A 20,869-nucleotide genomic window follows, 5' to 3' on the forward strand; every position below is an offset into this window, starting at 1 on the left:
TTAAAAGAATCTTGGTGATTTATCAAATCCTTTTCCTAATAGGTCTAAATCAAAAAGCAACATGATTTCATGTGTCCCTGAATTAAACTGTCCAAAATTTGTAAGTGTATAATCATAGGCATAACCCACTCTCAAGGTAGGTGTTACATTAAAATTAAACAAAGCACTTACTGAATCGTCAATTCTATAAGCTGCACCAAATTCAAATTTGTTATTGTATAAAACATTGGCTGTCAAATCTATTGAAAGAGGCGCTCCTTTTACAATTTTTGTCATGAATGCCGGTTTTAATTTCCACATATCATCTAGCTGAAAAACATATCCTGCGGTTATGAAAGTATGTATATTATCAGATCCAAAAGCATTTACGCCTGATTTTTCTTCGATGTATTTTGATTTCAATAAATTAGGCGCTGATATTCCTGCATAGAAGTTATCTCTAAAATAATAGGCTCCAACTCCAATATTAGGTTTTGTAGTGTTTATATTTTCGGCGAAAGCCATATCTGTCGCAGCATCATTAAATCGAAAACCGTTAAAATTGGTCTGCATTGACGATATTCCCGCTTTCAATCCTAGCGAAAGTTTATTTTTTCCTCCTAAATTTAGAACGTATGCAAAATCTGCATAGACATTGTTTTCTTTTTTAGCTCCATCTCCAATATCATCTGATACAAATGAGATTCCGGCTTCAACTTTATCAGAAATTGCCGTGTGTCCAAAGAAGGTAAAAGTTTTTGGTGCTCCAACTGCACCAACCCATTGTGATCTGTACAAGCCACCAAAATTCATCATAGCAGGAACTCCTGTTGCATAAGCAGGATTTACTACACTCATGTTATACATATAATGTGTGTATTCCGGATCTTGCTGTGCAGAAACGGATGTTATAGAGAGGAAGAAAGTTATATAGAGTATTATTTTTTTCATGTGAAATTTATATTAAAAAAATTATCGATTTAAATAAAGACGTCCTTGTTGAGGAGGCTTATTGTCTTTATTAAAATAGAGAATGTAAAAATATACTCCGTTTGGTGCTATTCCGCCGCCAATTCCACTTTGTTCATAGTTTATTCCGTCCCATGCCGGCTTATTTTTAAAGCCTTTATACATTCCGTTTCCATATCTATTAAAAATTTCCAGCTTATAATCTGGATATAAAAAATCAATATCAGGAATCATAAATGTGTCGTTAACTCCGTCTCCATTTGGAGAAAATCCATCTGGAATAAAAAACGGATATTGAGGAGAATCACAGTCAATTAACGATACTGTTACCGGAACACTTTCTTCAGATAAACATTTTGCAACCGAAGTTAACTCAAATCCATAATAAACACGTTTATCTGTTAAAGGCGTTGATGGAGGTAATAAATTTCCATTACTTGGCGCATCGTACCAAACCACTGTTGAAGGTGAATCCATTTTATTAGATAAATCTGAAATCGTAGGATTGTCTAGTCCGCAGAATTCCGGAGCACCACTTAATATTGGTGCAGCAGGATTACTTAAGGTAACGGTTATCATTGTAGGATCAGAGATACAGCTTAATGTAGTCTCTCTCAAATAATAATTTTCTTCTTTTAATACATAAGTATTCGCAAGAGGAGTTGTTGCTGTTGCAGAATCATACCAGGAATATTGCGCTCCTTTTGGTTCTAAGCTTGCAATTGTGACTTTACCTGATTTACAAAATTCCTGATTTGCAGCTGTTGGCGCAACCGGAATAGATTTTAGAGAAAAGATATCTGCCGCGCCACTTACATCGATGCTACAAGTGGTGATATTATTGGTCAATTTTACAGCAGAAATTGTTGTCGGCCCTGGATTTATAAGTAAATTGGCAGGAATTATAAAACTTGTATTTCCATTTGTAGTAGTTAATACTACTGTTTGCGCTGTAGCGGTATTACTTCCTGAAAGTGTATATGTTAATGTAACATCTGTAAGAGTTCCCAGTCCCAAAACCGAAACTAAAACATCGGCTCCAAAGCAGACATCATTTACCTGCAATCTCAAAGTTGAAGCATTGGGTAATGGATTTATTAAAATATCACCTTTTAGGTCTGCACTATTAACACATTGTGAAATTACATGCGTAATTGCTGTAATCGTTACAACAGAAGTTCCACTTTTTTGATTGAAAAAACCCGGAACAACAAAATCATTTGAAACACCTCCTACAAATGTTAATCTCGCAATTTGTGATGAAGCAGTATTGGCTCCGGAAATTTTATAAACAACATCATATTGACCATCTGCAAGTTTTGCCGCGTCAGTGATTTGAATAGTTGCATCGTCATTTTGACAAACAGTTGCAGGAGTTATACTTGCCCCTTCTAAATCCGGAATTGCATAAATAAACAATTCATCTGACAGATTATTTATAATGTTACGGCATAATCCTAAACTATTTACTGGAAGAATACTTAAAATTGTTACATTAAAACGTCCTACTTGTTGAAAATAACTCGCGTCAATTGGAAATATAAGAACCCCATTTGTGAAATTTGCTCTAATTGTTTCCGTGCCTGATCTTGGTCCTGAAATGTTAAAAATGATTGAATATGTACCATTTGGTATAACAGCATTACCTCTTGTAATAGTAACAGAATACAGGGCAGTAGGAATTTCAGTTTCGCAAATATCCGAATTAACTTGTACCACCGCACCAGTAAAATCAAGCGTTTTCTCCAAATGAATTCTTACTGTTGATTGTGCATTACCACAAATAGTATTTTTAGAAAGAACTTTATATGTAAAATAATAATCTCCTTCGCCAAATTTGTTATAGATGTTTTGTACATCAACAAAATGATCTTCTGGTGATGATAGTTCTCCTGTAACACTAGGATCACTCCAAGTACCACCAGCATCTTGTCCGCTAAGTAAACTACTCAGATCATAGTTGGTATAACTTGTCAATCCATTGCTTGCGCATAAGGATAAAACACGAGGATCTCCAGATTTCGGAGCTCTTTTAACGGTAATTATTGATGTCGATGACATTGCCGGACAAATACCTCTTGCAGGCATTGTATATGTAAATGGAAAATCTCCTTCTAAATCCTCCACATTAACAGTCGACCCTACATTTATACCTTTAGTATCATCATGCCATTGTCCGTTTGATTGTGGTCCCAAAAAAACACCATTAAATGCCTGAAAAAGATTATATGTTTTTACATCACTACAAACAATCAAATTAGAACTAACACCAGAATATCCTCCAATAACAACTTCAATTGTAGCCGAATTATCTGTACAGCCAGTAACTCCTGTAACTTTGTAGGTATAATGATAAACTCCACTGTTACGAATAACTTGTGCATTTAAAATACCAGTCGCTGTATCTAAACCTCGAGAATCATCATCGTCTGTCCAAACTCCTCCTGCGACCGGTGTACCATTTAATTTTGTAAATAAATTTATTGCCTGATTAGCATTATTTGGTAAATCACAAACTGAAAACGTACTATCATCACCCGCACATTGTGCGTAAATTGCAGAGGGAAAAATTGATATAAAAACTAATAACAAAAATACTTGTAAGAAATTATTGTAGTTTTTGATCATAAATTATTATTTTTGCATAAACTTAATAAAATATTAACGGTCGTTAATTAAAAAAAATACTTTAACAGTTAATTTTTCACAAAACCCATACATATTACAAAAATCCTACTGAAAACCATCATTTTAATCAAAAAAAATGATGATTTTCTAATTAGATTTTCTACAATTCATCTTCTAATCTAAATCTGAATTTTAGTAGTAAACTGTTCCTTTCAATCTCCAGATTAATCCAGATATCATCTTCAGATTTCAACAGATTATTTATCTGTTGTAAGGTATATTTATAGGGTTTGACACCATTTATACTAACAATAATATCTCCTTTTTGTAATCCGCATTTTTCGGCAGGAGATGCTTTCCGAATATTTACTATTTCATAAACAGGTTTTAGTAAAAATTTATACATAAAGTCCCCATTTTTCTTTTCGTTTGAATCCAGATCATGTGTTGAAGTAACAACTTGAATAGTTTCCATATGAACAGTTTCCTGAACCCACTGCAAACCATTATGTTGCAACACAATACCACTTTTATTATAAGTAAAAGGTTCAGAAAATTTACTATTTTTCTTAAGATATATCTTTTTGTCAGCATAGTCCAAAAAAATTCTGAAACGTTTTAAAACTTCACCACCAACTGAACCAATTCGATCCGGAACCATTTTAACATTACGAATAGATAATGAATCCGGAAAGGAAACAATTGGTTTTTTAAATTCAAACTCATCAATAGAAAACTCATCAATTTTAGCCCGATGCCCTTCAATATCTCCACTAAACCCTTTTCCTAAAAAATCAGGAAAATTCTTTTTTGGTAATTTAATTTTGTTGTTTTCAAAAATCCAAAAAGCATCACTGTTTCCAATATCGATTAGAAGTTTTGCAGGAATTTCAACATTATCAACCGTTGCTGTTGTATAGATGTACGGTTTAGATTTCTCAATGGTTATTGGTATTACTTTAAACTTATTCTCCAGCTTTTTTCTTAATTCTTCACTGTTTAAATGAACAATAATCTTCTTCTTTTGATAATTAATTTCTATTAAATTATTTTTAAAAAATTTATATCCAATGATTCCATTTACCGGAATTCCAATATGTGATGACAAATTAAAACCTTGATCCAAAATAATATAAACCATATGGTTATTAGATCTCAAGCCATGTGTTTCAAGAGTATTATTTGTTGATTTTAACCCTTCGATTTCTTGTTCGCTTCCTAATCCTCTCAGTTTTATTTTCTCTACGTTATTAAACCTTACTTCTTGTTTTTCTTCCATACTAAACAAGATGGTTTCTTCTACTCCCGAATCCAGCAAGAAGTTCAACTCAACTCCATTTACTTTTATCGGAATAAAAATGAGATTATTAATCAATTGAAAAGGAATAGTAACCTTCTTACTATTGTTTTGAATCAAAAAGTCGCCTTGAGCATTTCCTAAGAAAGATGCCAAAAGCCCAAAAAACAACATAAAATATTTTCTCATTGATAATTTTTTATTATAAAATTAGTAAATATTTTGATAATTGTTACATTTTTATAAGTCCCTTTAATGTTTACGTTAAATTCGAAAAAAAAATGCAAATTTGCACTTCAATAATAAAGCTCATGCCAACAATTTCACTCAAAGGCAGAAACATGCCCGAATCACCGATACGTAAACTTGCTCCTTATGCAGATCTTGCAAAACAAAAAGGACATAAAGTGTATCACTTAAACATTGGTCAACCGGATATCAAGACACCCGAAGTGGCCATTGAGGCGGTAAAAAATATTGATAAAACTATTATCGAATACAGTCCGTCTGCCGGATATGAAAGTTATAGAAAAAAATTAGCTAAATTTTACCAACGCCAAAATGTAAATGTAAACTCAGAAGACATCATTATTACGACTGGTGGTTCTGAAGCCTTATTGTTTGCATTAGCCACAATTACAGATCCGGGAGATGAAATTATTATTCCTGAGCCTTTTTATGCCAATTATCATGCATTTGCGTCATCAACCAGCGCAACGGTAATTCCTGTGATTTCGACTATCGAAAGTGCTTTTGCTTTGCCAAGCATTGAAACTGTCGAAAAACTAATTACATCTAAAACTAAAGCTATTTTAATATGTAATCCTGGTAATCCAACAGGTTATTTATATTCTGAAGCAGAGATAAAACAACTTGCCAGCTTAATTAAAAAGCACGACTTGTATTTAATTGCTGATGAAGTTTACCGTGAATTTTTGTACGATGGAGATGATGTGCATTATTCTGTAATGAATCTTGAAGATGTACAGCAAAATGTAATCATGGTAGATTCTGTTTCAAAACGTTACAGTATGTGCGGAGCAAGAATTGGTTGTTTGGTAACTAAAAACAAAGATGTTTTGTCGACGGTAATGAAATTTGCCCAAGCACGTCTAAGTCCGCCAACAATTGAGCAAATCGCTTGTGAAGCTGCAATCGACACACCACAGAGTTATTTTGATGAAGTAATTTCAGAATATAAAGAACGTCGCGATACTTTAATTACCGAATTAAACAAAATTGAAGGCGTTATAGTAACCAAACCAAAAGGTGCTTTCTATTGTATTGCTCAATTACCAATTGACAATTCAGAAGATTTTGCACAATGGCTTTTAGAAAGTTATGATCTTAACGGAGAAACTGTAATGGTCGCTCCTGCTGCAGGTTTTTATTCTACTCCAGGAATGGGACTTAATCAGGTAAGAATCGCTTATGTTTTGAATAAGAAAGATTTAATTACTGCTGTAAACATTCTAAAAGAAGCCCTTTTGGTCTACAACAAAAAATAAGAACGAAAAAATCTTCACATCCTTTAGCCGGGAATTCGCAAATTAGCTGATGTTAATTTGCGAATTCCCGGCTAAATGCATTTATACCAAAATTCAACTTATAATCATTAACCAAATCTAACGTACCGCAACGCTTCGAAAAACAAAATTAATGAATCTGTCTCTCCTGTTTTAATTTCATTTTATAATTGTTTCGTTTCATGTGTTTTTCAAATTCTAAAAATTTAACACATTAAAACTTATAATAAAATATTTCAACAAATTAAATTGTAAGTATTTACGTATATTTACAAAAGTCATTTTATCCAATATTTTATAATAGAAACAATAAAAAACAAAAAATTATGAAAAAAAAACGACAAATTTTCCTTGTTTCACTTTCTCTTATTAGTTGCTTCCTGAATGCACAGCAAAAAATACAACTTCCGGTTAAGAGTAGTTACAATGATGTTGAAATTACAACATCATCTAACCTGGTAAACTATAAGAGTACAGGCTTAGACCTACATGGAGGAACTTCCTCTGCACCTATCGAAACATATATTCGTTTCCAGGAAATTTCATTACCAGCAGATGCTGTTATTAAAAGTGCTAATCTTATCTTTTATGGAAGAACAGCCAGCTCGCTAGGCACAACTGTTACTATATCCGGCGAAACTGGTAATTCTGAGGCTTACCCTACTTCTACCGCTGTGAGCACTTCTACTTCGATTAGAGGACGACAATACACATCGAATTCAGTAATATGGCAAACTCCAGTTTGTGTAGTAAATAAAGAATACACAACTCCAGATGTAACAAACTTGCTATTGGATATGTTTCCTTCTGGTGTAGGAAATGCTAATTTATCTTTTAAACTAACCGGAAATCAGAAAGGCTCATTTATTATGTGGTCGTATGACGGAAGCGTATCTATGGCTCCCAAGTTACAAATAACTTTTACGTCGGCTTACGGTACTTATACAACCACCGTAATGGCTAATAACGATGATGCTCGTGAAAACACTAATGGAACGATGTATCTCTCAGATAACAATATCAATTTAGGGGGACGATCTGATTCAAATACTACTGCTGTAAGGTTTCCTATTGTAGAAATACCGGAAAAAGCAGAAATTTCAGAGGCATACATAGAATTTTATTCTTATGGAACAAGTCCCGCAAGCACCGTTAACATCTATACGGAGTTGGATAATGCGGCTGCATATGCTACCACTTCAGGTAATATCACCAGAAGAAGCTATTCAAAAAACGCAATCAACTGGATTACAGAATCCTGGATTACTACTAAAACACAATATAAAACACCTAATCTTAAAAACATTATTGATGCAACCCGTTTGTCCGGATGGGAATCCGGTCAAGCCATTGGATTTAAATTTGTTGGCACTTTCCTAAACAATGGAGCAGCTGTAAGTACTAATGAAACGGGCGAGTTGCTTAAACCACGTCTTGTAATCAAATACAAGACAGACGGAAATGGTCCTAATGTCGAAGCAAATCCCTTAAACGGAGTTTCGGCTAGCATTATATCAACCGGAAATGATGATGCAAAAGAATACAACAACGGTAATATAGCTTTAGGAGACGCTTACCTATATTTGGGCGGACGAACAGATAGCAACAGCAGTGGTTTTATTTTTCAAAATACCCAAATCCCGGCAAATGCAGAAATCAAAGATGCTTATATCGAATTTTACGCTTACGGCACGAGCCCTGCCACAAGCATTGACATATATGCCGAGATGACCCAAAAATCACCTTATCTATCTTACTCCAAAAGCATTACCGCCCGCGAGTATACTTATAATAAGATCAATTGGACAACCGAGGCCTGGACAACAGATTTAACAAAAAGCAGAACTCCTAATCTGAGAAATATTATTGATGAAATCCGTTTAAATGGATGGAAATCGGGCGAAAATATAGCATTCAAACTAAATGGACTCGGTTTAAACGATGGAGCTAAAGCATATGCCTATGAAGGATCAACACTTTATAGACCACGTTTGATAGTAGGATATATAAATAACGATGCAGGGCCGCATATAGTGGTTGATCCAGCTGAAATACAAACTTTTGTCTCAATTGTAGCTATAGGATACGATGATGGACGCGAGAATATCAATGGTAGTATGTATTTGAGTGACGCCTATTTATCTTTGGCCGGACAATCTGATTCTTACAAAACCGGCATTCGTTTCCAAGCTGTTGAATTGCCTTCTACTGCTGAGATAACAGAATCATATATCGAATTTTATGCCTATGACAAAAGTAATGCAACTACTGTATCTATAAAATCAGAGATAGGTGATTCGCAAATTTATTCGACAGTAAAAAATAACATATCGAGCCGTACTTATTCTGAAAATACTGAGTTATGGAACACAGATACGCGTGTCGATTATGCGCAAAACCGTACAGTAGATATTAAAAAACTTATTGATGAAAACCGTTTGAGAGGATGGGAATCGGGACAAAGTTTAGCTTTCTTATTCGAAGGCAAGATTACATCTTCTAATTATGCCCGCGTACGTTCTTACGAAGCTGGCAATATGTACAGACCACGCTTGGTAATTAAATACAAAGACAATAAAAAAGGACCGGATGCAGCAGCGGTAATCAGTACGATAAATAATGTGGTAACCGACCCCTTGTTAATGACCGGGCTTGTTATTAATGAAGTATCAGCACAAGGTTCTATTGCTCAAAAAGAAGACTGGATAGAAATATACAATAGCCTTGATAACTCAATTTTCATCAATGGTAATGTATCTATATCAAATAAAGACACTAAAAAAGATCTTTCTGTATTAAAAAATATTCTTATTCCAGCTAAAGGATTTGCTGTACTGATTGCAGATAAAAAACCGGAAAAAGGAAATCAACACCTTAATTTCGATTTAAAAAACACAGGAGCCACTCTCTATCTATCGACTTTGATTAGCAAAAAGACAACTGTTTTAGATGAATTGAAGTACATCGAAACTCCATACAATACAAGTTACGGACGAAGTACCGACGCAGCTACCTCCTTTGCGTCTTTTATAAATCCTACATACAATTTATCTAATAGTGTGGGACAAAAAAAATTGGCACTATCATTCAGTACTGAAAGAGGCTTATATCCAACTGGATTTGATGTAACGATCACAGCTCCAACTGGCAGTATCGTTAATTATACATTAGACGGTAAGTTTCCTTCAAAAACAATAGGATCAAAATACAGCGGTCCTATTTCTATAAAACAATCATGTGTCCTCAAAACATACGCTTATGATGCGACCGGTAATTCAGGAGTGGTATCCCATACTTATGTATTACAAGACAATTATAAGAACGAATTACCTAATAGTCATTCACAATGGACCAACAAAGCTTATATATTGACAGCCGACGAATATTCAAAAGCAATAGCTGAACTGCCTGTTGTTGCAATATCGGCAAATGCAGAGTTGACCGCTAATTGGGAACAAGGATCTTTTGAATATTTAGACAAACATATCTATAGCGACCGAACCAATTTTTTCTCGAATTCTACTACAAGAAAGTACGGACAAGCAAGTATTTCGCAATTTAACGGCGGAGTTAAATTTAAATTTAGCAAAGATGCAGAGGCAAAAAAAGCAAATTATCCTTTCTTTGATACTTACCCTGGTGAAGTTTATCCAACTTCAAATAAAATACAAAGTCTTGAGTTAAAAGAAGGTCAGGATGGTCCTCAGAATAATATTTACAATACTGGATATTTGCGTTTTGATGAAAAAATCACAATGAACCTTTGCAAAGAAATAGGAAAATATGCTTTGGACACCCGTTTTGTACATTTCTTTGTAAACGGTAAATACAGAGGAGTTAAGACCATGAGAAACGACTTTAGATCCAACAATTTAGAAGAAGTATTTGGCGATGACGCAGATAATTACACCACTGTAGATTTACAAGATGGCAATTTTACAGGAGGAGTTGTAACTGAAGGCGATGGTAGTACTGCCATTTGGCAAAATATAAGAAACCTTGCAGCAGCCAAAGATTTTCAAGGGTTTAAAAAATGGGTAGATATCGACGATTTAATCAAATTCCAAATTATGTTTATGTTCGTCGATACCGAAAACGAAGCAACAGCAATAGTGCATAACTACGCACCGACCTTTATGAAAGCTAAAATAAATATAAATGATACAGATGGCGCTTTTTTTGGAGGATTTACATCACCTACTTCATCAGTAACAATGCCTGTATCAGGTTTTGTTGGAGGCGGAGGTAATTACAAACAAAAATGGGCACTAACATCATCCAGATCAGGACCTGCTGGTTTATTTGGCAGCTTCATGGGCTCAAAATCAAATGAAACTACTGGTAATCTCGAATTTAAAACACTTGTGAAAGATTATGTACAGGCAGCATTTGGCGATTCAAAAAGTACCGATACAGCGCCTCTTTCTGTCAGCAACGTGCAGGCTAAAATAAAAAATGCAATACTCGAACTGAACAATGTGTACAAACTGGATGCTGCTTATATGTCTTATAATAAAGAGGTGTACAATTATTGGAAAAACACAGACACTCCAAGAGTATTAGCTCAAGTTCCTGAAAGAGTTTCGTATTCATTGCAAAAATGGCAAGAGTACAATATGCTCCATACCTTGTTAGCAGCACCATTTAACATAGATATTCCAAGTCAAATTACGATAAACAATCCTAATCCAGGAACACAAGTTTATTACACCATTGACGGTTCAGATCCTATGGGCAAAGACGGTGTTATATCACCATCGGCATTTAAATACAATACAAGTGAAGATATCAAGCTTTCTTCCGGAACCTATTCGTTGGTGTCCAGAGCCTTCATTGCTGATAATTGGGGACCTTTATCTAAAGCAGATATAGAGGGTAACATGACAAGCAAACGATCATCAGTAAATATTTCTAAAGAACTATTAAACACCGAAGCTCAAAATGTAATTATTTATCCCAACCCTGCTTATAGCGAAATTAATATTAATCTGGAAAATAGCGATTCTATAAACTCGAAGATAAGTATTTTTAATACTATCGATGGGAAATTGGTACAAAACAGTACCTTAACCAGTCAATTTAATATAGTGAATATCACAAATCTAAATCCTGGATATTATATAATAAAAATCATAAATAACAAGGGCGCGGTAAGCACTCATAAGTTGATCAAAAAATAATAAGAATTTTCTTTTATGATAAATTCATAATAAAAAACCTCTCTGATTAAATTCTTAGAGGTTTTTTTTATAAATACTGCAGCTTATTCAACAAATTATTATTGAATATAAAAATACCTCTCACCGCATATAAACAATCTCAGAATTGACTTTACAAGTGTATGCTTTTTCAAACTATAAAATTCAAACTTTCTTTAATATTAAGTTTGTAAAATCTTATAAATGTGCCGATAAAATGATATTCATATTTATGAACTGGTGCTAGATTTTACCATAATTTAAATTATATCCAAAAAGGAGTAATTAAATAGTAAAAACGATAGAAAAGGTTTGCTTTTTATTAATTATCTTTACCGCCTTAAAAAGAAATACCCATACTAATAGTAGTTTTTAATGATAAATAACGAAGATTTTTTAGACGAAATAGGAGACAATCATTTTAGCAGCAACGCAAAAAACCCTGTAAGACAGGATGCTTTTGACTTAAGTGATGACGAAAAAATAGAAAAAATAAAAAAAGATGTTGAAAACATTCTCCAAACCCTTGGAATGGATTTGACAGATGATAGCATAAAAGGAACTCCAAACCGAGTTGCTAAAATGTTTGTAAAGGAGATTTTTGGTGGTTTAAACCCTGCAAAACAACCAAAAGCTTCAACTTTTGATAATAACTACAAATATGGCGAAATGTTGGTAGAGAAAAACATTACTGTTTATTCTACTTGCGAACACCACTTACTGCCAATTATTGGTAGAGCTCACGTAGCTTATATTTCTAGCGGAAGAGTTATTGGTTTGTCTAAAATGAACCGAATTGTAGAATATTATGCAAAAAGACCTCAGGTTCAAGAGCGTTTAACAATGCAGATTGTTCAAGAATTACAAAAAGCTTTAGGTACTGAAGATGTTGCTTGTATTATTGATGCAAAACACCTTTGCGTAAATTCAAGAGGAATTAAAGATATCGAAAGCAGTACTGTAACATCTGAATTTGGTGGTAAATTTAAAGATCCTCAAACAAAAAGAGAACTTTTAGATTACATTAAATTGGACACTCAGTTCTAGTTTAATCGGTAAATCGTTAATTTGTTTAATCGCTTCATTGCAAATCTCAATTTCCGGTTAAACGATTAAACAAATTAACAATTAAACCAAAATCCATGTATACTTTCTCATTTGAAAAGTTAGAAGTTTGACAAAACTCTCGAATGTTTATTTTGGAAATTTATAAATTAACTACTAAATTTCCCTTAAATGAATTATTTGGATTAACTTCTCAAATAAAAAAAAGTTCCACTTCAATTGCTACAAATATTGCAGAAGGAACTTCAAGAAATACGAATAAAGATAAAGCTCATTTTTTAACGATTTCGTATTCATCGGCAATGGAAACTTTAAATCATTTGATTATTTCAAAAGATTTAAATTATATATCTGATGTTGATTACACACAATCTCGCAAGAAAATTGAAAAAATTTGCAATCAGATAAATAGTCTAAAAAAATACTATCTTTCGAAAGAATAATACGTAGCAAATTAAAAAATAAAAAAACGTTTACACGCTTTAGCAATTAACAATTAAACGGTTAAACAACAAAAAATAATATGCCTTTATATACAACACAGCCGCTAAAAATATACAATTCACTTTCGGGTGAAAAAGAAAATTTCAATCCTATTCATGAGGGAAATGTTGGAATGTATGTTTGCGGACCTACAGTTTATAGCAATGTACACTTGGGAAATGTGAGAACATTTATGTCTTTTGACGTGATATTCAGGTATTTTTTACACCTTGATTATAAAGTTCGTTATGTTCGAAACATTACTGATGTGGGTCATATTGTAGACGACGTTGATGAAGGTGAAGATAAAATTGCCAAAAAAGCACGTTTAGAACAACTTGAACCTATGGAAGTTGTGCAACGCTATACGGTAGATTTTCATGACATTTTGAAGTCATTTAATTTTTTACCGCCAAGCATTGAACCAACTGCTACAGGACATATTATTGAGCAAATTGAAATCATCAAAAAAATTATCGACAAGGGAATTGGTTATGTAGCCAACGGATCTGTTTATTTTGATGTTGTAAAATATAACGAAACCAACAATTACGGGATTTTAAGTGGTCGAAACATAGACGATATGTTAGCTAATACTCGTGATCTTGATGGACAATCTGACAAAAGAAATCCTCAGGATTTTGCACTTTGGAAAAAAGCAGAACCACAACATATCATGAGATGGCCTTCGCCTTGGAGCGATGGTTTTCCGGGTTGGCATCTTGAATGTACTGCTATGAGTACCAAATATCTTGGAAATCATTTTGATATTCACGGAGGTGGAATGGATTTAAAATTCCCGCACCACGAATGTGAAATTGCTCAAAACGAAGCTTGTACAGGTCAATCTCCGGTAAATTACTGGATGCATGCCAATATGCTTACTTTAAACGGTAAAAAAATGGCAAAATCTACTGGAAATAATATTTTACCAGGTGAGATTTTAAGCGGAAATAACAACATATTAAGCAAAGCGTTTTCTGCTTCAGTAACACGTTTCTTTATGTTGCAAGCGCATTACAGAAGTATTTTAGATTTTTCTGATGATGCAATTGTTGCTGCCGAAAAAGGTTATAAAAGATTAATGGAAGCTGTTGATGCTTTACCAAGTATTTCAGCTAGCGCAACCAGCTCAATAGATATTGCTTCTTGGAAACAATTGTCTTACGATGCCATGAATGATGATTTTAATACACCTATTTTAATCGCGCAATTGTTCGAGGCTGTTCGTTATGTTAATTTATTAAAAGAAGGAAAAGAAACCATCTCTGCCGAAGATTTAAAAACATTTACAGAAGCAATCAATGCTTTTGTTTTTGATGTTTTAGGTTTAAGCGATGAGAAAGCTGCTGATGCTAATAACGATAAATTAGAAGGCGTTGTTAATATGCTTATCGGAATGAGAAATCAAGCCAGAGCAGATAAAAACTTTGCGCTTTCTGACCAAATTCGCGATCAGTTGATTGCCTTAGGTATCCAGCTGAAAGACGGAAAAGAAGGCACTAGCTTTTCTATATAATCCATTTATTTTCTAATAAATCATGAAAGTAATCACTCCATTTGTTTTATTAGTGCGTTTCTATCAAACTGCAATTTCGCCATTTACACCGGCATCCTGCAGATTCGAACCAACATGTTCGAGTTATATGATTGAAGCCTTGCAAAAACATGGATTATTTTATGGAGGATATTTAGGAATGAAACGCATTTTGAGTTGTCATCCTTGGGGAAGAACCGGCTATGATCCTGTTCCCGAAAAGAAATGTTCACACAAACATTAACTTTTCGTAAAGAAGATCCTTGCTTTAAACATTTATTTTTGCAACCAATAAAAACACACAATATTACATGACACACCCTTTAAACATCGTTTGGAACCCTTCGGAAGGAATCGATTTAGGATTTTTTATGATCCGTTATTACAGCTTAATGTTTGTAATTGCTTTTGGTTTAGGATGGTTCATAATGAAAAAAATCTTTGAACGTGAAAACGAATCAATAGAAAAATTAGATTCTTTATTTGTTTGGACCGTTTTAGCAACTTTAATTGGTGCTCGTTTAGGACATGTTTTCTTTTATGATTGGGAATATTTCAGAAATCATTTATTAGAAATCTTTTTACCGGTTAAATTCGAACCAAAATTTGAATTCACAGGTTTTCAAGGTTTAGCAAGTCATGGCGCTGCAATCGCAATCATTATTGCAATGTATTACTATAGCAAAAAAATCTTAAAACGTCCTTTATTATGGATTTTAGACCGCGTTGTTATTCCGGTAGCAAGTGGCGCTATTTTTGTTCGTTTAGGAAATTTTTTCAATTCAGAAATTATTGGACACGAAACTAAATCTGCATTTGGAATTCGTTTTTTACATGATACATTCAGTAAAGCCGACGCGGTTGAAAAAACTCAAATCGCCAATCCAAAAGATGCTTATACTGCAATTGCTACAGATCCAAAATTTGCTGATTTACTAGCTCAGGTTCCTGCAAAACACCCAACACAATTGTACGAAGGAATTAGTTACATATTTGTATTTGCAATTTTGTATTTCTTGTATTGGAAAACAAATGCAAGACTTAAATCAGGATATCTTTTCGGATTGTTTTTAGTTCTTTTATTTGCAGTACGTTTCGTTGTAGAATTTGTAAAAGAAAGTCAAGGCGGAATCGAAGAAGAATTAGGTCTTTTCTCAACAGGACAATGGTTAAGCATTCCGTTTATTATTATTGGTCTTTACTTTATCATCAGAGCACAAAAAAATCCTTTAGCAGAATCTTAGAAGATTTTTCAAATATTAAAAAACGCCCAATACTTTTACAGTATTGGGCGTTTTTACTTATAGACAATACGAAATACCAATTTCAATATTCTTGGTATTATACCCTGCATTTTCGTTATTTAATCCGGCATTCGAGACATGTCGCACGCTTGGACGGAGATCAAACCTAAATTGATTTATCTGTGCCGAAATTCCAATTGCAAAAACATCGGCAAAAGCAAAACCATTAGTCATGCGTTCTGTTTGCGTGTCCGTAATCATAGGTCCAATACTCCCTAAAGCATAAACCGAAAATATTTCGCCAATTGGCTTTCTAACTAAAAAACCAAGATTTAGGACGTATTCATGAATATCTTTCAGCTTTGTATATTCTTCTCTTTTATGAATATAATCGGGCGCTTCAGGTTTTACAAAATAGAGATTAAGCAATTGGTGTGTTGCAAAATTAACTTCGGGCTGCACTAATATTTCAAACTGAAAATGTTTCGTTTCTTTTAATCGATAATACAATTGAAGTTTGTAGAATTGGTTTGTAAAAGTATAATTTCTATTAGTGAATTCACTACCAACTCCATAATTAAAACCAATCGCAAAATTATCTTTTTTAACCTGCGCAGAAGCTCCGAATACACCAAGAAGAAACATTATAACAAATAGTAATTTTCTAATCATAAACACACGTTTAACTCCTTAAATATAGCACAAAAAAAAGATCCAGCTTTCACTGGATCTTTTTAATATAATTTAAGCAATTAATTATGCTGCATTATGCTTGTCTTCGATTGTATGTTTATCATCTTTAGAAATCGTATCAACCAATACTGGCGTCGCGATAAATAATGAAGAATAAGTACCTACAACAATACCAATTAACATTGCAAAGATGAATCCTCTAATAGATTCTCCACCAAAGATAAACATTGTCAATAATACAATGATCATCATTAATGACGTATTCAACGTTCTAGATAATGTAGTATTAATAGAAGCGTTTACGATATCTTCAAAACTACCTTTACGGTTTCCAATGATAAACTCTCTAATTCTGTCAAATACAATTACAGTATCATTCATAGAGTAACCAATTACGGTAAGGATTGCAGCGATAAAGTGCTGATCCATTTCCATGTGGAAAGGCATGAATTTGTAACATAAAGAGTAGATTCCTAATACAAAGATTACGTCATGCGCAACAGCTGCAATCGCACCTAATGAATATTGCCATTTACGGAAAGAGATCATTAAGTATAAGAAAATAACTGCCATCGCACCAAGAACCGCCCAGTATGAGTTAGTTTTGATATCTTCAGAGATAGAAGCTCCAACTTTAGAAGATTGTAAAACTCCAACTTTTTTACCGTCAAAAGTGTTAGTGAATTTCTCATAAGTAACATTAGGGAAATATTTCGCCAATGCATCGTATAATTTTTTATTCACTTCTTCGTCAACAGCAACACCGTCTTCTTTAATTTTATATTTAGTTGTGATTTTCAATTGATCATCATCACCTAAAATTTTAGCTTCAACCGGAGTTCCAAAAGCAGCAGATAATTCATCTGATACTACAGTTGCATCGATTGGTTTTTCAAATTTAACCTGGAATGTTCTTCCTCCAACAAAATCAACACCTTCATCTAATCCGTTAACGAAGAAGATAGAAACTAAACTTACTACAACTACAATAGAAGAGAAGATATAAGTGAATTTTTTGATTTTAATAAAGTCAAAGTGGAAATTAGTAAACCAGTTTTTAGTAATGTTTGTAGAGAAAGTTAAATCTCCTTTTCCAGCAATATTTCTATCGATGAAAATTCTAGCAATAAAGATTGACGTAAACAATGAAGTTACGATACCAATAAGTAATGTTAAAGCGAAACCTTTAATTGGTCCTGTTCCAAAAATAAACAAGATAGCTCCAGTTAAAACGTGCGTAACGTTTGCATCAATGATAGAACGCATTGCACCGTGCCATCCGTAAGATGCTACAACTGCTTCAGATAAAGATTTACCTTCACGTAATTCCTCTTTTGCTCTTTCAAAAATAATGATGTTCGCATCTACCGCAGTACCTAATGTTAATACGATACCTGCAATACCTGGCAATGTTAATACAAAACCAAAACTTGCCATAATTCCAAACAAGAAAAGTAAATTCAATAATAATGCAAGGTTAGCATACCAACCCGCTTTACCATAATAGAATACCATCCATAAACAAACTAATAAAAATCCTAATACAGATGAGATTGTTCCAGCATCAATTGCAGCCTGACCTAAAGATGGTCCTACAACTGTTGATTGAATAATATCTGCAGAAGCCGGTAATTTACCTGCATTCAAAATGTTAGCTAAATCTTTAGTTTCAGCAACATCAAAAGATCCTGTAATTTCAGATCTTCCACCAGCAATTGGTCCACTAGTTACTCCAGGAGCAGAATAAACTACGTTATCAAGTACAATAGCGATATAACTTTTTTGAGAAAAAGCTCTTCCTGTTAATTCTTCCCAGATTTTAGCTCCCTGGCTGTTCATTTGCATAGAAACAGCTGGTTTTCCTAATTGGTCAAAAGTGTCTTTTGCATCAGTTACAACACCACCAGCCATTGCAGGAGTATTATCTCTGTTTCCTTTTAAAGCATATAATTCTACTGCTTCAATATCTTTTTGTTTAGCATCTTTAATAGTAGTTGGTTTACTCCAAACAAATTTTGCATTGTGTTGGTCAGCTCCTAATAAAATTCTAATATCTTGTCTTTTTAAGTATCCATTGATAACTGCAGTATCTTTTGGAGCAAAGTAACCTAAAACCGGTCCACCACCTTGACCTAACATTTTGTCAAATAATGGATTGTTTCCTTTTTTAGTATCAACAGAATCTTTAGCATCAGTTAATAAAGCATTCAATGAATCTTTAGCAACAGCTTTAGTTTCTGTTTTTTTGATTTCAGTCTTTTTAAGCGCTTCGTTAGCAGCAACTAAAAAGTTTCCAACTTCTTCAATTTTATAAGTTTCCCAGAACTCTAATTGAGCTTTTCCACCTAATAATTTTTTAATTCTATCAACATCCTTAGCACCTGGAAGTTCTACTAAGATTCTTCCTGTTTCTCCTAATTTTTGAATGTTTGGTTGTGTAACACCAAATTTGTCGATACGCTCTCTTAATACTTTATAAGCACTTTCTACAGACTCATCAACTTTTCTTTTGATTACCTTTTGAACTTGTGAATCTGACATTTGAAAGTCAATTCCACCATCTCCTTGTAAACCTCTGTTTGCAAAAATATCTGGTGAAGCTAATTTTGTAGTTCCGTTTGAGTTCGCTTCAAAAGCTTCAAAAAACTTATTTAAATAGGTTTTGTTTCCTTCTAAATTTGCACTTGCATCAGCTAATGATTTATTAAATACCGGATTTTTAGAATTGTTTGCTAATCCTTTTAAAACGTCTTTAATAGAAATTTGAAGAATCACGTTGATTCCTCCTTCTAAGTCAAGACCTTTGTTTAGTTGTTTGTTTTTTACTTCATTATAAGTAAAATCCGTGAAACCAAGATTGTAAACTTTTACTTTACCGATAGAATCTAAATATTTTAGCTCTTTATCAGGATTGTCCCCTGCAAAAGCTTTAGCTTCACTTTTGACGCTGTTTGCCACAAAAGTGAACGAAAGTTGGTAAATACTTACCAATGCAAATAGAATTGCGAAAAATTTAATAAGTCCTTTATTCTGCATTATTACTAAAAATTAATTATGTTTTATTGTTTGTTTTTTGTTTTAAAGTCCCATAAAATAAGCCCTGACATGAGATTTTAAAACTAAAAAATCGAGATCACGAATTACAACATTTTTTTTAAACCGAGCAAATATATAATTAACGAAAACATTAACCAATTTATTTATTAATTAATCTTAAAAAAAAGACTGCAAAAGTGCAGTCTTCTCCTTTTTTTTCGAAAATTGTTATACTAAAATCGACTTTAGGGCATCATTCATTCCACGAACTGCATCTGCACTTTTAGCAAATAAAGCCTTCTCCTGCTCGTTTAATTTAATGTCTAAAATTTCTTCTACTCCGTTTTTACCTATTATACAAGGCACTCCTATACAGATATCATTTTGCCCATACTCTCCTTCTACAAAAACTGAACAAGCAATCATTTTCTTTTGATCGTTTAAGATACTGTCAACTAAATAAGCAACAGAAGCTCCTGGCGCATACCAGGCAGATGTTCCTAAAAGACCTGTAAGTGTTGCTCCTCCAACCATTGTATCAGCAGCTACTTTTTGTAAAGCTTCTTCAGATAAAAATTCTGTTACCGGAATTCCGTTATAAGATGCCAAACGTGTCAAAGGAATCATAGTTGTATCACCATGTCCACCTATAACCATTGCTGAGATATCATTTGCAGGTTTATCAAGAGCTAATGAAAGATAAGTTCTAAAACGTGAACTATCTAACGCTCCACCCATACCAATAATTCTGTTTTTTGGTAATCCTGTAGCTTTTAAAGCTAAATAAGTCATAGTATCCATTGGATTAGAAACTACAACTATTATAGTGTTCGGAGAATGTTTCAATACGTTTTCAGCAACTGTTTTTACAATTCCTGCATTTATACCAATCAACTCTTCACGAGTCATTCCTGGTTTTCTCGGAATCCCTGATGTAATAACCACTACATCACTTCCGGCGGTTTTAGAATAATCGTTGGTTACTCCAGATACTTTGGTATTAAAACCTGTATTTGTAGCACATTGCATAATATCCAATGCTTTACCTTCGGCAAAACCTTCTTTAATATCCAACAACACTACTTCGCTTGCAATTCCTCTATAAGAAATAACATCTGCACATGTAGCTCCAACATTTCCTGCTCCTACAATGGTAACTTTCATATTTTATACTTTATCGGTTATTAATTAAATTGTTTATTTTATAAAAAGAC

General features: G+C 33.5%; 13 protein-coding genes. 7 read left to right on the forward strand and 6 right to left on the reverse strand.

All coding sequences use genetic code 11. The annotated features are described in order from the left end of the window. The 3 genes from C8C83_RS01135 to C8C83_RS01145 all read right to left on the reverse strand — a co-directional run bounded on the left by C8C83_RS01135 (position 1) and on the right by C8C83_RS01145 (position 5,062). On the reverse strand, positions 1-930 hold the full coding sequence (locus C8C83_RS01135; RefSeq protein WP_121326056.1) for a type IX secretion system membrane protein PorP/SprF: 930 nt from the start codon (positions 928-930) through the stop codon (positions 1-3). 21 nt (positions 931-951) lie between these two features. Next, on the reverse strand, positions 952-3,576 hold the full coding sequence (locus C8C83_RS01140) for a gliding motility-associated C-terminal domain-containing protein (RefSeq protein WP_121326057.1): 2,625 nt from the start codon (positions 3,574-3,576) through the stop codon (positions 952-954). A 160-nt stretch (positions 3,577-3,736) separates the two neighbouring features. Beyond that, on the reverse strand, positions 3,737-5,062 hold the full coding sequence (locus tag C8C83_RS01145) for a PDZ domain-containing protein (protein ID WP_121326058.1): 1,326 nt from the start codon (positions 5,060-5,062) through the stop codon (positions 3,737-3,739). 122 nt (positions 5,063-5,184) lie between these two features. Here C8C83_RS01145 and C8C83_RS01150 point away from each other — a divergent pair, with 122 nt between their 5' ends. The 7 genes from C8C83_RS01150 to lgt all read left to right on the forward strand — a co-directional run bounded on the left by C8C83_RS01150 (position 5,185) and on the right by lgt (position 15,926). Further along, positions 5,185-6,381, forward strand: coding sequence for a pyridoxal phosphate-dependent aminotransferase (locus C8C83_RS01150; protein ID WP_121326059.1), 1,197 nt, complete (start codon positions 5,185-5,187; stop codon positions 6,379-6,381). Between the two features lie 344 nt (positions 6,382-6,725). Continuing rightward, complete coding sequence (locus tag C8C83_RS01155; protein ID WP_132011624.1) at positions 6,726-11,579, forward strand: FN3 associated domain-containing protein; 4,854 nt, start codon at positions 6,726-6,728, stop codon at positions 11,577-11,579. A 393-nt stretch (positions 11,580-11,972) separates the two neighbouring features. Further along, entirely contained in the window at positions 11,973-12,644 is a 672-nt protein-coding gene (gene folE, locus C8C83_RS01160) for a GTP cyclohydrolase I FolE (protein WP_121326062.1), read from the forward strand. A 143-nt stretch (positions 12,645-12,787) separates the two neighbouring features. Next, positions 12,788-13,105, forward strand: a complete 318-nt coding sequence (locus tag C8C83_RS01165; RefSeq protein WP_121326063.1) for a four helix bundle protein — start codon at positions 12,788-12,790, stop codon at positions 13,103-13,105. Between the two features lie 80 nt (positions 13,106-13,185). Beyond that, positions 13,186-14,664 carry a cysteine--tRNA ligase gene (gene cysS, locus C8C83_RS01170; RefSeq protein WP_121326064.1) on the forward strand — a complete coding sequence of 493 codons (1,479 nt, stop codon included), beginning with the start codon at positions 13,186-13,188 and terminating at the stop codon, positions 14,662-14,664. Positions 14,665-14,686: 22 nt separating this feature from the next. After that, on the forward strand, positions 14,687-14,926 hold the full coding sequence (yidD, locus tag C8C83_RS01175) for a membrane protein insertion efficiency factor YidD (RefSeq protein WP_089353350.1): 240 nt from the start codon (positions 14,687-14,689) through the stop codon (positions 14,924-14,926). Between the two features lie 67 nt (positions 14,927-14,993). Further along, positions 14,994-15,926, forward strand: a complete 933-nt coding sequence (lgt, locus tag C8C83_RS01180) for a prolipoprotein diacylglyceryl transferase (RefSeq protein WP_121326065.1) — start codon at positions 14,994-14,996, stop codon at positions 15,924-15,926. 57 nt (positions 15,927-15,983) lie between these two features. Here the strand turns inward: lgt and C8C83_RS01185 are convergent, their stop codons facing one another. From C8C83_RS01185 to mdh, 3 genes are all read right to left on the reverse strand, one after another. After that, on the reverse strand, positions 15,984-16,598 hold the full coding sequence (locus C8C83_RS01185) for an acyloxyacyl hydrolase (protein ID WP_121326066.1): 615 nt from the start codon (positions 16,596-16,598) through the stop codon (positions 15,984-15,986). An 84-nt stretch (positions 16,599-16,682) separates the two neighbouring features. Then, positions 16,683-19,655, reverse strand: coding sequence for a protein translocase subunit SecDF (gene secDF, locus C8C83_RS01190; protein WP_121326067.1), 2,973 nt, complete (start codon positions 19,653-19,655; stop codon positions 16,683-16,685). A 228-nt stretch (positions 19,656-19,883) separates the two neighbouring features. Continuing rightward, positions 19,884-20,819, reverse strand: coding sequence for a malate dehydrogenase (gene mdh / locus C8C83_RS01195; protein ID WP_089353354.1), 936 nt, complete (start codon positions 20,817-20,819; stop codon positions 19,884-19,886). Positions 20,820-20,869 lie beyond the last annotated feature (50 nt).

The organism is Flavobacterium sp. 90 (genome assembly GCF_004339525.1).
GTDB lineage: Bacteria > Bacteroidota > Bacteroidia > Flavobacteriales > Flavobacteriaceae > Flavobacterium.

Bases quoted from the DNA above. Each gene is read 5' to 3' on its own strand.
- mdh (WP_089353354.1), bottom strand. From the start codon at position 20,819: ATGAAAGTTACCATTGTAGGAGCAGGAAATGTTGGAGCTACATGTGCA.
- C8C83_RS01155 (WP_132011624.1), top strand. From the start codon at position 6,726: ATGAAAAAAAAACGACAAATTTTCCTTGTTTCACTTTCTCTTATTAGT.
- yidD (WP_089353350.1), top strand. From the start codon at position 14,687: ATGAAAGTAATCACTCCATTTGTTTTATTAGTGCGTTTCTATCAAACT.
- C8C83_RS01145 (WP_121326058.1), bottom strand. From the start codon at position 5,062: ATGAGAAAATATTTTATGTTGTTTTTTGGGCTTTTGGCATCTTTCTTA.
- lgt (WP_121326065.1), top strand. From the start codon at position 14,994: ATGACACACCCTTTAAACATCGTTTGGAACCCTTCGGAAGGAATCGAT.
- folE (WP_121326062.1), top strand. From the start codon at position 11,973: ATGATAAATAACGAAGATTTTTTAGACGAAATAGGAGACAATCATTTT.
- C8C83_RS01165 (WP_121326063.1), top strand. From the start codon at position 12,788: ATGTTTATTTTGGAAATTTATAAATTAACTACTAAATTTCCCTTAAAT.
- C8C83_RS01135 (WP_121326056.1), bottom strand. From the start codon at position 930: ATGAAAAAAATAATACTCTATATAACTTTCTTCCTCTCTATAACATCC.
- C8C83_RS01140 (WP_121326057.1), bottom strand. From the start codon at position 3,576: ATGATCAAAAACTACAATAATTTCTTACAAGTATTTTTGTTATTAGTT.
- C8C83_RS01185 (WP_121326066.1), bottom strand. From the start codon at position 16,598: ATGATTAGAAAATTACTATTTGTTATAATGTTTCTTCTTGGTGTATTC.
- cysS (WP_121326064.1), top strand. From the start codon at position 13,186: ATGCCTTTATATACAACACAGCCGCTAAAAATATACAATTCACTTTCG.
- C8C83_RS01150 (WP_121326059.1), top strand. From the start codon at position 5,185: ATGCCAACAATTTCACTCAAAGGCAGAAACATGCCCGAATCACCGATA.
- secDF (WP_121326067.1), bottom strand. From the start codon at position 19,655: ATGCAGAATAAAGGACTTATTAAATTTTTCGCAATTCTATTTGCATTG.